The organism is Peptostreptococcus sp. D1 (assembly GCF_900112955.1).
In the GTDB taxonomy this organism is placed as follows: domain Bacteria; phylum Bacillota; class Clostridia; order Peptostreptococcales; family Peptostreptococcaceae; genus Peptostreptococcus.
The window spans coordinates 534,886-550,139 of sequence record NZ_FONP01000001.1 but is presented as its reverse complement, the minus strand read 5'-3'; the positions used below and the strand labels follow the sequence as shown (position 1 = coordinate 550,139).

Annotated in this window: 12 protein-coding genes; 11 read left to right on the top strand and 1 reads right to left on the bottom strand. The window is 32.5% G+C overall.

What is annotated here, in order from left to right:
• Position 1: 1 nt before the first annotated feature.
• From purB to BM120_RS02365, 10 genes are all read left to right on the top strand, one after another.
• The gene (gene purB / locus BM120_RS02410; RefSeq protein ID WP_091992914.1) at positions 2-1,426 is read left to right on the top strand and encodes an adenylosuccinate lyase; all 1,425 of its coding nucleotides are present in this window, start codon (positions 2-4) and stop codon (positions 1,424-1,426) included.
• 210 nt (positions 1,427-1,636) lie between these two features.
• The gene (locus tag BM120_RS02405; RefSeq protein ID WP_091992912.1) at positions 1,637-2,461 is read left to right on the top strand and encodes a carbon-nitrogen hydrolase family protein; all 825 of its coding nucleotides are present in this window, start codon (positions 1,637-1,639) and stop codon (positions 2,459-2,461) included.
• Between the two features lie 19 nt (positions 2,462-2,480).
• The gene (locus BM120_RS10820) at positions 2,481-3,407 is read left to right on the top strand and encodes an NfeD family protein (protein ID WP_091992911.1); all 927 of its coding nucleotides are present in this window, start codon (positions 2,481-2,483) and stop codon (positions 3,405-3,407) included.
• 149 nt (positions 3,408-3,556) lie between these two features.
• Positions 3,557-4,150, top strand: coding sequence for a DUF3867 family protein (locus BM120_RS02395; protein ID WP_091992909.1), 594 nt, complete (start codon positions 3,557-3,559; stop codon positions 4,148-4,150).
• Positions 4,137-5,570: an RsmF rRNA methyltransferase first C-terminal domain-containing protein gene (locus BM120_RS02390; RefSeq protein WP_091992907.1), complete on the top strand. Its 1,434-nt coding sequence runs from the start codon at positions 4,137-4,139 to the stop codon at positions 5,568-5,570. The genes BM120_RS02395 and BM120_RS02390 overlap by 14 nt, the downstream gene beginning before the upstream one ends.
• Before the next feature lie 38 nt (positions 5,571-5,608).
• Positions 5,609-6,211 carry a signal peptidase I gene (lepB, locus tag BM120_RS02385; protein WP_278335311.1) on the top strand — a complete coding sequence of 201 codons (603 nt, stop codon included), beginning with the start codon at positions 5,609-5,611 and terminating at the stop codon, positions 6,209-6,211.
• Positions 6,212-6,265: 54 nt separating this feature from the next.
• A complete protein-coding gene (locus BM120_RS02380; RefSeq protein ID WP_091992905.1) occupies positions 6,266-7,921 on the top strand; it encodes a nucleoside kinase in 1,656 nt (551 codons plus the stop codon).
• Between the two features lie 35 nt (positions 7,922-7,956).
• Positions 7,957-8,601, top strand: coding sequence for an endonuclease III (nth, locus tag BM120_RS02375; RefSeq protein ID WP_091992903.1), 645 nt, complete (start codon positions 7,957-7,959; stop codon positions 8,599-8,601).
• Between the two features lie 46 nt (positions 8,602-8,647).
• On the top strand, positions 8,648-9,118 hold the full coding sequence (gene trmL, locus BM120_RS02370) for a tRNA (uridine(34)/cytosine(34)/5-carboxymethylaminomethyluridine(34)-2'-O)-methyltransferase TrmL (protein WP_091992901.1): 471 nt from the start codon (positions 8,648-8,650) through the stop codon (positions 9,116-9,118).
• Between the two features lie 33 nt (positions 9,119-9,151).
• Positions 9,152-10,006, top strand: coding sequence for a DegV family protein (locus BM120_RS02365; RefSeq protein ID WP_091992900.1), 855 nt, complete (start codon positions 9,152-9,154; stop codon positions 10,004-10,006).
• A gap of 81 nt (positions 10,007-10,087) precedes the next feature.
• On the opposite strand, the gene pepD is transcribed toward BM120_RS02365, so the two are convergent.
• Entirely contained in the window at positions 10,088-11,542 is a 1,455-nt protein-coding gene (gene pepD, locus BM120_RS02360) for a beta-Ala-His dipeptidase (protein WP_242941530.1), read from the bottom strand.
• A gap of 268 nt (positions 11,543-11,810) precedes the next feature.
• Here pepD and BM120_RS02355 point away from each other — a divergent pair, with 268 nt between their 5' ends.
• Positions 11,811-15,137, top strand: coding sequence for a cell wall-binding repeat-containing protein (locus BM120_RS02355; protein ID WP_091992896.1), 3,327 nt, complete (start codon positions 11,811-11,813; stop codon positions 15,135-15,137).
• Positions 15,138-15,254: the final 117 nt, after the last annotated feature.

The following is a 15,254-nucleotide window of genomic DNA, read 5'->3' as shown; positions in this document are numbered from 1 at the left end:
GATGAAAAATACGTATGAATCACCACTTACATCTAGGTATGCAAGTAAGGAAATGCAGGAATTATTTTCTCCTGACAAGAAATTTAAGACTTGGAGAAGGCTGTGGATAGCATTGGCAGAAACCGAAATGGAGTTAGGTCTTGATATTACACAAGAACAGATAGACGAGTTAAAGAGTTTTAAGGACGATATAAATTATGATGTCGCAAAGGCAAGAGAAAAAGAGGTTAGACATGATGTCATGAGTCACGTTTATGCCTATGGTGTTCAGTGCCCAAAGGCGTCAGGAATCATACATTTGGGCGCTACATCTTGCTTTGTAGGAGATAACACTGACTTGATAATTATGTATGAGGCTCTTGAGCTGGTAAGGAAGAGATTGGCAAAAGTTATTTTGACACTATCAAAATTTGCTGATGAATATAAATCATTACCGACATTAGGGTTTACTCATTATCAGCCAGCTCAACCAACAACTGTTGGAAAAAGGGCTACTTTATGGATTCAAGATTTTTTGTTAGATCTCGAAGCTCTGAATGATTTTTTACAGAGAAAAAGACTGAGAGGTGCAAAAGGAACTACTGGAACTCAGGCTTCATTTTTGGAATTATTTGATGGTGATTTTGAAAAGGTTAAAAATCTAGATAAGACTGTAGCAAACAAGATGGGATACGAAGACGTATTTGCCATAACTGGTCAGACGTATTCTAGAAAGATAGACAGCCAGGTGGTGAATATATTGGCTGGTATTGCTCAGTCTGCAACAAAATTCTCTAATGATATCAGATTGCTACAGCATTTGAAAGAAATCGAAGAGCCATTTGAAAAAAATCAGATTGGCTCCTCTGCTATGGCATATAAGCGTAATCCAATGAGAAGTGAAAGAATTGCATCACTTTCAAGATACGTAATAGCAGACATGATAAATCCTGCAATGACTGTTTCAGGACAATGGTTTGAGAGAACACTTGATGATTCTGCAAATAAGAGAATATCTGTACCTGAAGCATTTTTGGCGATTGATGCAGTGCTAAATCTGTGTTCAAATGTAAGTGATGGACTAGTTGTTTATCCAAAGGTTATTGAACAGAGATTGATGAAAGAGCTACCTTTTATGGCAACTGAAAACATAATGATGGATTCCGTTAAGAGAGGTGGAAATAGACAGGAGCTTCATGAAAGGATAAGAGTACACTCCTTGGAAGCTGCTAGAATGGTAAAGGTAGAAGGCAAAGAAAACGACTTGATTGATAGAATAGCAAATGACTCAGAATTTGGAATAACAAAGGATGAGATACTACAAGTGTTAAAGCCAGAGCTTTATGTTGGATGTGCTCCAATGCAGGTTGTAGAATTTTTGGAAAATGAAGTCAAGATGGCGTTAGATGGAATTGAAATGATTGATGATGCAGAGATAACTGTATAATTTGTTATTGGATAGAAATTTACACTGACATTATGAAAATTTATTGACAGGATTTGCATAATGTTGGTGTTTTTTTATTGCTTTGAAAGAGGAAATAATATATTTTTCAGAATATTTCCTTTAATATAAAGAATCTAAGTGACTGTTAGTTCAAAATGTAATATAATAAAGCTAATGGTAAATGAGTTAATAGGTTGAGAGGTGGTTATAATGAAGGACTTTAAGGTCGCAATATGTCAGATGTTGACAACAGATAACAAAGAAAAAAATATAAGTAAAGCCGTTCAATTGATTGAGGAAGCTGCTCGGAATGGTGCGGCATTAGTTGTATTGCCGGAAATTTTCAATAGTCCGTATGATAACGTATGTTTTCCTGTGTATGCGGAAGAATTTCCAGGAGATACCTCTGTAGCTATGATGGAGGCTGCTAGAAATTGTGGAGTATATTTGGTAGCGGGTTCTATTCCTGAAAAAGATGGTGGAAAAATTTATAACACTTCCTATTTCTATGATAGACATGGTGAATTGATAGGAAAACACAGAAAAATGCATTTATTCGATATTAACATTGAAGGTGGTCAATATTTTAAGGAAAGTGATGTACTGTCTCCAGGTGACGACTTTGCAGTATTTGATACGGAGCTTGGGAAAATTGGTATTGGTATTTGTTATGATATTAGATTTCCGGAATATTTTAGAGTGTTGTCGGAAAAAGGGGCTGAGCTAATAGTATTGCCTGCAGCCTTTAACATGACTACGGGACCGGCTCATTGGGAAATATCAGTTAGAATGAGAGCAGTTGACAATCAAGTATATATGGTGGCTGCATCTCCTGCAAGAGATGAAAACGCATCATATGTTTCATATGGAAATTCCAGAATAGTTGATCCTTGGGGATCTATATTAGCTTCTGCGCATACAGAGGAGTGTATTATTTATGCGAATGTTTCAGGGGAAAAATTGTCTAGTATAAGAGCTCAGCTTCCACTGATTAAACATTTGAAAAGAGATAAATATGGCATAGAAATAAAATAAAAAATGTGGGGGAATGTTTATGCTGTCAGGAAAAGAAATATTAAAATTAAGCAGGACTCAGATTAGAGGTAATAGAATTCTATTTTATCTTTATTCATTTATGTTGATGGTAATAAATCCTATGATACTGTTGCTACAACACCCGAAGATAAACGTGTTTTTATTATTGTCGATAATTATTATTGAATTCTACTTCTATGCAGTAGTCATAAGCTGCGCATTAAAGGCTGGTAACAATCAGAAATTAAAATTTAAAGATATTGGGATTAATTTTAAAATATATTTAAAAATTATTGGGTTTGGAATAATAATGGGATTGATAATGTTGTTCGTTGGAATCATCATGCTAATTATTACATCATTTATGATTTCAATTTTACTTGTTGTTAACTCTGTAGATGAATTTTCATTGGTTGCAATGCTTCTTGTAATATTTGTTATAACTATATTTATAGGATTTACGATAGCCACTAGATATGTATTTTCTCCGTATATTATAGTCACTAATTTTGAAAGTCTTGGTATTGTAAAATCTATGAAGATTTCAAGATATCTTTCAAAGGAGTTGAAAGGCAAGATTGTAAAAATGTTTTTAGGCATTTGTATAGTGTCGACCATATTTTTCATAATTTGCGCTGTAATTTTGTACAAAGTAAGAAGCATTTACTTATTTTACGGTTTGATAGTAGCTTACCTGACACTTATTACTCCAGAAGTAGTTACATATTTTTCAAACGTGTATTACGAAAAACTATTATACAATATTGATGAAATAAGAGAAAGGCTTGAAATAGATGCCAGTAAAGAAATATATATAAGGAAAATCAACGTGGATGAAATATTTGGGAATGAAAACCAAAATGAAAATTATAAAGAAGGTCACAATGAAAATCACAATGTCGAAACAACGGATAAAATTGATGATGTAAAAAGTGACGAAAGTTAAGATAATTGATGACTAAGATATAGATCAATTTAAGCTATAATAAAGTATACGAATATATAATCGTTGTAATAATTATAATTTAGGATAAGGCTATTATTAGTGAATTATTATACTAATATTGTTGACAAATTAAGTTTGGAGGAATCGTTATGTCTGATGATAAGGTAATAAGCTTTAATAAACGAAAATCAAAGGTTAAATCGTCTGATGTGGATAAATTTGAGGAATTTATTAGTGATTTGATGTACGGATTCAATATAGGTGAAGTAAGTATGTTTGAAGTTTCGAGAAGATTAAATAAGTATATGAATGAAAATAACTTTTCAGCCGTTAAATTTGATGAGATTGAAAAGCAGCTCCTATTAAGATATGGACTGGACATTGATAGTATACAAGATAACATAAAAGAACACCTATTTACCGATAACGAAGTTATTGGTGATATTGGAGCACTAAACAAAGATGAGAGAGAAAAAAACCGTGCAATGTTGAACAGGCTAGGATTTTATGATCTATATGAGGATTGCCTTGAAGAGCATAAAATACTGGAATTAGTCATTAAGAATGATGTAAATGATATAAGAATGCTGTTAGATGATGATAAAGTGACATTGATAAGTGAGAAAAAGATAGATTTTAGCGACGATAGTGTCAATAGAGCTCTGGCTTATTATAGATCTTCAACAGAAAAGCCTATAAAAGTTACTATTTGCGAGGCGACTAGTCAGTATGAGTATCATTAAGGAAATCCTTCCAGTAGAATTTAAGGACGAAATGAAGACACTGCTTGGAGATGAATATAGTGATTTCATTTCTACATATGACAAAAATAAAACCAATTCAATTAGAATTAATACATTGAAAATAACTGCAGATGAGTTTAAAAAGCTTTCACTTTTCAATATTGATTACTCATATGAATCGGATGATTTTGTTGGATGGTCTGATGAAGGATATTATGTGAGTGAAGATGAAATTCCGGGGAAATGTTATTTGCATGATGCTGGTGCATACTATATTCAGGAGCCATCTGCAATGAGTGTGGTTGGAAATACAGTAATAAAGCAGGGTGAAAAGATACTTGATTTATGTGCTGCACCTGGTGGAAAATCGACATATATATTGTCTAAATTGAATGGTACCGGTATTTTGTTTTCAAATGAAATAAATACGACTAGAATAAGAGCTCTTGGAGAAAACCTGGAGCGATTTGGAGCTATTAATTCGATAATAACTAATTCCAACTCAAAGGAGCTGTTAAAGTTTTTTAAAGGTTATTTTGATAAAGTTTTTATAGATGCACCTTGCTCTGGTCAGGGGATGTTTAGAAAAGATGAATATGCAATAAAGGACTGGTCAGTCCAAAAAGTTGATGAGTGCGTTGAAATTCAAAAATATTTGATTAGAGATGGATATGAAATGCTGAAGCCTAATGGAATTTTAATATATTCAACATGTACCTTTACGAGGAGAGAAAACGAAGCTATTATTGATGATTTTATTAGAGAGTCTGATGCAGAGCTATTATCTATGGATAGAATTTGGCCTCATAAAGACCGTGGAGAGGGGCATTTTTGTGCCAGATTGATGAAGCGTGTTGAATTAGATGATGCGTTAGACAGGGATACAAACGCATATTTACAGGAATCCAAATTGAAGGAGAGCAAAAAAGGTTCAAAAAACAGTAAACGCCAAAATCAATGTGAAAATATTTCCAGAAATGAGGAGAAATTGTTTTTAGATTTTCTAAATCAGAGTATTATAAGAGGTTCTTCATTTTTCAAAATTTTGGACAAGGGTAGAATTGTCAAGAAGAATACATTGTTGTATTTTTACCCAAAGGAATTTGATGCTGTTAGAGATCTCGAAGCTGTAAAGACACTGAGAGTGGGGTTGCAATTAGGTGAATTGAAGAAGAATCGATTTGAGCCATCTCATTCTCTGGCAATGGCACTTAAAACCAATGATGTGAAAAACTTTGAATCGTTTAGTCATGACAGTGAAGAGATAAAGAAATTTATAGCAGGTGAATCTATTGAATCTGGGAAATCTAGAGGCTGGGTGTTAATTGCCGTTAATGACGTTTCCATTGGATGGTGCAAGGAATCGGATGGTGTTTTAAAGAACAAGTATCCGAAAGGGCTTAGAAAAATTATAAAATAAAAATTTAGAATGCAAATTTCTGAAGAGAGGAGAAGTCGTTGAGAAGTGAAAAGAGTAAAGGATTATTCCATGAAATATTTGAATTGATAAAAATGTTTGTTATGGCTATAGTCCTTGCAATGATAATAGTCCAATTTATAAGACCGACGAGGGTAGATGGGTTGTCTATGTATCCGACATTAGATAACAATGATTATTTGATTATAAATAGAATAAGTAGATACACTGGAGTTGAAAGAGGTTCAATTGTAGTATTTGATAGTACGATGCCTATCAACACGACGAGTGCTGAAAAATCTTCTGTATCAAAGATTATAGACTTTATTTTACAAGATGACAGCAGCACAAAAGATTTGGTAAAGAGAGTGATTGCTGTTGGAGGAGATCATATCGTGATAAAAAATGGTGTGGTAAAGGTAAATGGAGAAATCTTGAAAGAAAGCTATATATCCTCTGACAATGTAACTGAGGGTACAGTAGATACAGTAGTACCTGAAGGACATTATTTCTGTATGGGTGACAATAGAATGAGGAGCTTGGATAGTAGATATCAGGAGGTCGGTTTTGTACCACAAGAAAGATTACTTGGAACCGTATTAATTAGATTGCTTCCATTCAGTAATATAGGTAAAGTAAATTAGTTTTTTGAGTTCAAGATTTTGTGTCTTGAACTTGTTTCATAAGAGGAGAAAAGTATGTCAGGATTAGTTTTTAATATTGATGGTATGGAAATAAGGGTTGATGAAAGCAAGATAAGGCTGAGTGAGCTGGCAAAGCTCGTTGAGGAAAACTACCAAGGTCATATTTGTATGGGAATTATTGATAATAGACTGTATGACCTCAATAGAATAATATACAAAAGCTGTAGTATAAAATTTTTGGATACAACTACCGAGGATGGAACTAGGCTATATTTTAGAGGGTTGTCCCTTTTGCTGGTAATAGCATCCCAAAATTTATTTGGAAAGAGTAGGGTATCAATAAAGCATTCATTGGGAGATGGATTGTATTGTGAGATCGAAAATGGTCATCTACTATCAGAGGATGATATAGCTAATATAAAAATGGAAATGATTAATGTTGTGAAAAATGATTATCCAATTGTTTGTAAATATATGACAAATGATCAGGCGATTAATTTATTTGAAAATTTGGGTCGTATTGAAAAATCAGAGCTTCTAAAATATAGGAAGGATGATTTGACGAGGGTTTATGAATGTAATGGCTATATGGATTATTTTTATGGCTATATGTTTCCGTCAACTGGTTATTTGACAGATATCGATGTAGCAAAAATGTCTAAGGGACTTATAATATTGGGACCGAAAAATGGAGTTAAAGGGACTACTACCGAGCTAAAAGAACATATAAAATTATCTGAAATATATAATGAAAGTGAAGCATGGTCAAATACGCTAGGAATTTTCAATGTGGTAGATCTCAATCAGATTATTGAGGATGGTCGCTATGGTGAGATGATTAGAACTGTAGAAGCTCTTCATGAGAAAAAGATAGCTGAAATAGCTGAAAAAATTGTAGAAAAAAATAGTAAGGTGATATTGATAGCTGCTCCGTCATCATCTGGTAAAACCAGTTTTGCGCAGCGATTATCGATTCAACTGAAAGTGATAGGTTTAAATCCATTACCAATTTCTCTCGATGATTATTTTGTTGATAGAAAGCTTACTCCATTGGATGAGTACGGAAAATACGATTATGAGTCGATTTATTCGATTGACTTGGAAAAATTTAATGAAGACTTAGATAAGCTGATTAATGGTGAAGAAATAGAAAGAATAAGGTTTGATTTTATAGAAGGAAAAAGAGTTTATACTGGAGAAACATTATCAGTAAAAAAAGGACAGCCGATAATTCTTGAAGGAATTCATTGTTTAAATCCTATTTTGACAAAGAAAATAGATGACGAATTTAAGTTTAAAATATATATTAGTGTCATTACTCAGGTCAATTTGGATGACCATAACAGAATTTCAACCTCAGATTTAAGGCTGTTGAGAAGAATGGTTAGAGATAATTCGTCCAGAGGATTAAATGCTGAACAAACCATTGAAATTTGGCCATCGGTTAGAGCTGGTGAAATTAAAAATATTTTTCCGTATCAAGAAGAAGCTGATATAATGTTTAACTCTGCAAGTGTTTATGAGCTATCTGTACTCAAGCCAATTGCGGATAATCTTTTAAAAAGCATCGATACGGAGAGTCCTAACTACCTAGAGGCCATGAGATTGAGAAAAATGCTTCAGTATTTTGATGAGATTACAGATTTGGAGGACATAGGTCCGACATCAATTATTAGAGAATTTATTGGTGGTAGTAGGATTCTCGTTTAATTAACCGATGAAAAAATGACAAAGGATATTTAATAATGGCTAGAAAAAAAACAAAAAAAGAAAATATTGAAATTTTGGATAGGCTGATGCTTATGCATCCAAATGCCCACTGTGAGCTTGAATATAGTAGTGCCTTCGAATTACTGATAGCTACTATACTTTCAGCACAATGTACTGATGTCAGAGTCAATATTGTAACTAGTGAGCTGTTTAAAAAATACAACACTCCAGAGGCTTTTAAAAGCCTTCCAATAAAGACCATAGAGAATGAAATAAAAACCTGTGGACTATATAAAAGCAAGGCACAAAAAATTAAAGATACTTCACTGATGATATGTGATGAGTTCAATGGAAATGTTCCTAATAATTTGGACGATCTAGTGAAATTACCTGGTGTAGGTAGAAAGACTGCGGGTGTTGTTCTGAGCAATGCTTTTGATGTTCCGGCAATTGCTGTGGATACACATGTGTTTAGAGTGAGCAATAGAATTGGAATAGTTAAAGAAAATACTCCTGAGAAGACAGAGTTTGCATTGATGAAAGCAATACCAAAGGATAGATGGACACATTCACATCATTTGCTTATATTTCATGGAAGACGAATTTGTAGGGCGAGGAAACCGGAATGTGAAAAATGTAATATAACAGAGTATTGTAATTTTTTTAAGAGTAATGTTTAAATAATATACTATGTATTAATTATAAGTGAAAAAGGAGCAAATAGCTATGGCTTTAAATATAGTTTTATATGAACCAGAGATTCCTCATAATACCGGAAATATAATCCGAACCTGTGCTAATACGGGTGCAACTCTACATCTGATAAAACCGCTGGGGTTTTCATTGGATGACAAGCATTTAAAAAGATGTGGATTGGACTATTGGGATATAGCGAACATACAGTATTACGAGAATTTTGAAGAATTAAAAAGAAAATTTCCAGATGCAAAATACTATTACTCTTCAATAAGGGGGAAAAAAGCTCATTCTGAAGTGAATTTTGAAGATGGATGTTTCTTGGTTTTCGGAAAGGAAACAAAGGGATTGCCAAAGGAGATTATTGAAGCAAATATTGATAACTGTATGAGAATACCTATGCTGGGAATTGAAGGTGCTAGGTGTTTGAATTTGTCAAATTCAGTTGCAATTGTAGTATATGAGGCTTTGAGACAGTTGGGATATCCGGAAATGGTATAATCATTACTGTAAAAAGAGGAGGAGATATATTAAATGGAGAAAATAAAAATAATATGTGATAGTCTTTCTGATATTACGCAGGAGTACATTGATAAGTATGATATTGAAATGATTCCTCTTAATGTAATAATAGGTGACAAGCAATATAAGGATAGAATTGATATACAACCAGATGAATTTTATAAAATGATAAGGTCTGATAAAATACTACCCAAAACTTCTCAAATTACTTATTCGGACTTTTATGAAGCATTTAAAAAATATACAGATGAGGGTTCAAAAATAATTTATATTGCAGCATCTTCAGCATCTACAGGCACTATACAAAGTGCTATGATAGCAAAAAATGAAATAGAAGAGGGTGACATAAGAATAATAGATTCTAATTCATTGTGCTTTGGAATATCATTGTTGGTTATAAGAGCTGCTGAGCTGGTTCGAAAGGGTAAAAATATAGATGAAATAGTAGAAGAAATAGAGAGCATAAAGGATGACGTGTATGTATCTTTTGCGTGTGATGATCTAGAGTATTTGACTAGAGGAGGGAGAATATCATCAACAAAGGCAATTATAGGTAATGTTTTGGGCATTAAGCCAATATGTATAATAAAGGATGGTTTGGTTGAGAATGTCCTAAATGCAAGAGGTAAAAATAACCTAGCTTCAAAAATTGTTGAGCTTGCAAAGGCAAATGGAGTAACTGATTTATCAGAGCAGACCGTGTTTATAGGGTATACTGATGATATAAAAGAAAGAGAAAGACTTGAAGAAAAAGTTGTTCGAGAATTAAATCCAAAAGAAATAAAGCACTTCCAAATTGGCTGTGGAATAGGAACACATGGAGGTGCTGGTGTTACAGGTGTAATAGCCTTTAAAAGTAAAAAATAATAATAACCCTTCTAGCATAGAGTATTTAGATCGATATGATGACTCTAAATATTTTATGTGGGAAGGGTTTATTTTTGTGATTTATAAATTTTTTAGTATTTCAATTAAGTAGTCCCATATTTTACCAACTGATGATATCTCAACATATTCATCAGGAGAATGGACATTAAATGTATTAGGACCGATTGAAATCGACTCGGCTTTTTGTTTTAATTTACTAAGTAAGATTCCACTTTCAAGCCCACAGTGCATAACTACAACCTCTGGTTTTTTTGAGAATAATCTGCTATAAATATCTACAGATATTTTCTCCAAGCTTGAGTTAGCATTGTGCTCCCATGCTGGATATCCAGGGGTAATTTCAACCTTAGCATTAAATGATTTTGCAGCGGTTTCTATTAAAGTAGTTACATAATCCTTTTTTGATTGCATAGAGCTTCTTGTGAGATTTAAAAATTCAATTGAGGTTGAAGTTTCATTTATAATAGCAAAGTTAGTAGATGTTTCCACACAATTTTCTATTGTAGTAGACCTCGAAATTACTCCATTTGGAATCAATAACATCAATCCTATAATTTTTGACTTGCAATCCTCAGTAAATACCTTAAAAGATGTTGGTGCAGATCTTCTCAATTCTATTTTTAGATTTGGATCAGCAGTATATTGCTCTTTTTGGATCTTTGCAGATATTTTCTGAATTTCTTTTACAATATTTTCAAGAACATCAGGATTTACAGATATGACTGCTTCGCTTTTTCTCGGAATTACATTTCTTTTTGAACCACCATTTATGGCAAATAAATCAAAGTCATACGTGATAGAACTAAGAATTCTACCAAGTATTACATTTGAGTTTCCTCTTTCTTTATCTATGTCCATTCCAGAGTGACCGCCAGTTAGACCCTTTACATTGATTTCGAGAGCGATATTGGAAGGTATGGATGGTTTGTATTCTTTTTTTAATGAAACTATCGAGTCAACTGCACCAGCGCAACCAACCAAGATAAAGTCTTCCTCTTCAGAATCCAGATTAAGTACATAGCTTGATTCAAGATCTGAAAAATCCAATTTAGTAACTCCTACAAGCCCGACCTCTTCATCAGCTGTGAATATCAATTCAAGATTTGGGTGTGATATGTCTGAGCTCTCGATAATTGACATCATGTATGCTACACCTATTCCATTATCTGCTCCAAGAGTAGTGTTGTTGGCACGTAATTTATTGCCTTCAATTATCAGCTCGATTGGATCTACAATGAAGTCGTGATTTGATCCCTCACCAGCTTCTGTAACCATATCTATATGAGCTTGTAGCATTACTGTGTTTTTGCTGTCATTTGTGGCTTTCTTCTTAACGACAACATTGTTGTGTTCATCCTGTCTCACGAAAAGCTTGTTTTTCTTAGCCAATTCAACAATGTAGTCACTAATTGCTTTTTCGTTTCCAGAGCCTCTTGGAATTTTTGAAATATCTTCGAAATTTTTAAATACCTTTTCTGGATATAGTCCATTTGTAACGTATTTCAATTCATACACCCCCTCTAAACATTGATATAATGAATTTTTATTAATCAATAATGTATATACTTAAATTATAATATATACACGATGAAGTAACAACTAAAATAAAAGAATAATAAAAAATTATTATGTTTTTATCAATAGTAAAAATCTATTTCTCATCTTGTAATTATTGTTTATGTCTATGTTGCATAAAATGGGATTGAATCTATTTTTTTTATGGATTAATATTATATATAATTGTGAAACAACAATTTAGATAATTATTTTAAGGAGAAAAAGTATGAAAAAATCAGTATCAGTGTTAATGAGTGCTGCGATATTAACTAATAGTGCTATCAACTCTTCAGTATTTGCAGAAACAATTGCAAATGAAATGTGGGGAGTAAGCTATCCAGATAGCCAAATGATAGTCGAAGCTTCTGAATTTTTGAAGGATACAAAAAATACTGAGGGAGAGAATGTAGTTGAAGATGCTAATTTGAGGTATATGATTAATATCATGTACAAGAGGGAAGGTACAGAGGAACAGTTAAAAGAAATTCCTGTTACAGCAAAGATGGTTCAGAATCTACGAATTCTGTCACCAGAGCAGTGTAAAGCACATAATCTAAATGAAAAATTATTTATGCTAAATTCTCTAAAGGGCTTGGAATATGCTGAAAATCTAGAATGGCTTTCTCTGGTAAACCAACAAGAGGATTCAATAGAGCCATTAAGAGGATTAAAAAAATTAAAGTTTTTAGATATTAGAAATAACAATAATTTAAAGGATTTGTCACCTCTAGAAAACATTACTAGCCTAGAAAGTCTTAATATTCATACTATTAAAGTAGATAATTTTGATTTTTTATCAAAGCTAGTAAAGCTTAAATATTTGGACGCATTTTCATGTCAGTCAAACGATATTTCAGGTTTAAAAAATTTGACAAACTTGAAATATTTAGACATTTCTCGCAATACTTTTGATAATATTGAAAGTCTTTCTAACATGAAAAATTTAGAGAGCTTGAATATTTCCAAATCAGCGTTCAGTTTGACTGATATGAAAAAGGTTGTATCTCTAGATCCTATAAAAGAGGCCACAAAGCTGAGGTTTTTAGATGCATCGTCGAATGAAATTAGTGATATTAGGGCTCTTTCAAATATGTCAAATTTAGAAGAGCTTTATATGAATAATAATTTGATAAAGGATTGGTCACCTGTTAACAAATTGCCAAAATTAAAAAATGTTTTCTCATCAGGAAATCCTGTTGAGTTTTCTAAAAATAACGGTGATGAAAATTCAACCTATGAAGGCGATTTACCTCAGATGCAAGATAAATATACTGTTGAAGATGTAGTTAATCCAGAAATGATAATAGTAAATGACAAGGATGAAATTAAATATAGATTACCTAAGACAGTTAACATATCGATAAAAAAAGTTGAATCAGAAGAAACGAATAATGGGTCGAGTGGAAATACAAATGATAGTTCTAGTGATAATCAAAATGATATATCAGCTGATAATGAAAAAGATATTGCTGTTGAAGGTAGTTTGGAAAATAGAAAAATTAATTATATTGTTAGGGATACCGATGGTAAAATTGTAAAAATACCATTGAAATTTGAGGCTACTACTCTTGAGGCTGGTACAGAGAGTTCATATACGTCAGTTGATGGAATAGTTTCAATAAATTTAACGGGTATGATGAGAGATGCTACAATAGAACTGAAGGATAGTAGATACGAATTAGTAAGTAAAAATAAATTCACTGAAACATATGATTATGATAATGGAAAAGTAAAATATATTTCAAAGCTTGAAAGAGATGGTGAGGTTGTAAGACCAGTTTATGATGAAAACTCAAATGTCAGCTTGCCAGAAGGAAAAAACAAGGTACTGGAACTAACTGTTAGAGAGAAAATTGCAGAATCATCAGTTGAAGATTTGTCAAAGATGGGAGTAAATAAAAATAGGATTACATATGTGATTAAAGATAAACAAGGTCAAATAATTACTGATGAAATAAATTTTACTGTTGAGGATGAAGAAGGCTTTTATGGGAAAAAACAAAAAAAATCCTCAGGTGGATATCTGGAAATTGAAGATAATGAGGGTCTGGAAGCAAAATATGTAGTGAAGGTAGAAAATCCTTACTTTATAGACATTAATCATAGCTTTGATACAAAATATGCAAGTAATAAAAACTCAATAACTAGAGTTTATAAGGGCGATTTGGAAAGAAAAGATGTAACAGAAGGTGTATTGAGAGCAACTGAAGATAATAAAAATCTATTTACAATTACTTTAGATAGATTTGATGAAAATGGTGGTGTCTTAGATAGTAATCCTTTTCTACCGCCATTGATGGTGTCCGGTCTTTACAGAAGTGCAATATCATCCGTAGCTTCAAGCCCTGCTCAACCATCAGAAAATATTTTAGGTGTTGATTTAAATGAAGCTATTAATACAAATAAGAACGATGAGCTATTAACAGAAGTAATTACAAAAGTAAATTGGACTTTGAATTTAGAGGAAAGCAGAGAAGATGATGGGATATATGTTTATAATGGAACTCTAGAGCTTCCTGAAGGCATATCGAATCCGAAAAATATTACTGCAAAAATTATCGTAAGGGTTGAGAAAAAAGTAGATGCTAAATTAGATAATAATAGTGGTACTGGAGTAAAGCTAGATAATGATAAAATAAATATTGTTAGTTCTCAAAATATAGCTTTTGGATATACATCAAATTCAAAGGCAAATGTTGATAGAGTAAGCGGAAAGGACCGAATACAAACATCGGTTGAGCTTAGTAAAAAGTACTATAAAAAATCTGATACTGTAATAATAGTAAATGGATTCAAATTCCCTGATGGACTAGTTTCGTCTTCTTTAAGCTCTGCTATTAAAGCACCAATTTTGCTTATTGACGGAAACAGTATAAATGATAGTATCAGAGACGAAATCTCTAGGCTTGGGGCTAAAAACATAATCTTTGTTGGTGGAGAAGCATCAATAAATACAGAGATGGTTTCTTTAATGAAGAAGGATTATTCGGTTGAAGTAATTTCTGGAAAAGATAGATTTGAAACCTCGAATGCAGTATTTGACAAGTTAAAATCAATTAATAAAATTGGAAAAAAGGCTGTAGTTGTTTCGGGTGAAAATTACTCTGATGCATTGGTATCAGCAACGATAGCAGCTTCAGAGGTGACACCGATAATATTAGCTAGAAAGAATGAAATTAGTAAGGATGCTCTTAATAGACTTTCTTCTAGTGATGAAATAACAATAGTTGGAGGAGATTTATCTGTGTCAAAAGATGTTGAAAATAGACTTAGAGGAAAAGTTAATAGAATCGCTGGAGAAAATAGGTACGAAACCTCTGTTTTGGTTTCAAAATTTGTTTATCCAAGCTCAAAATCCGTTTTCGTTTCAAGTGGAGATGAGTATGCTGATACTCTAGCTTTAGGTGGAATATTGCCGACAGTCAGACAACCAATAGTGCTAACAAGCAAGCTTAATAAGCCTAAAGTGCTTCAAGAATATTTGGAAAAAATGGAGAATATTACCATAGTAGGAGGCATTGGAGCTATAAATTTTAGTCAATTCAATAAATAAGCTTTTAATAAATAATTTAAAAAAGATATTTTTGTTCAAGACATTAATAATAAAGAAACGGCTAATTCGATATGATTTATATCAAAGCTACTGATTAAAGTAGGTTTAATATATTTT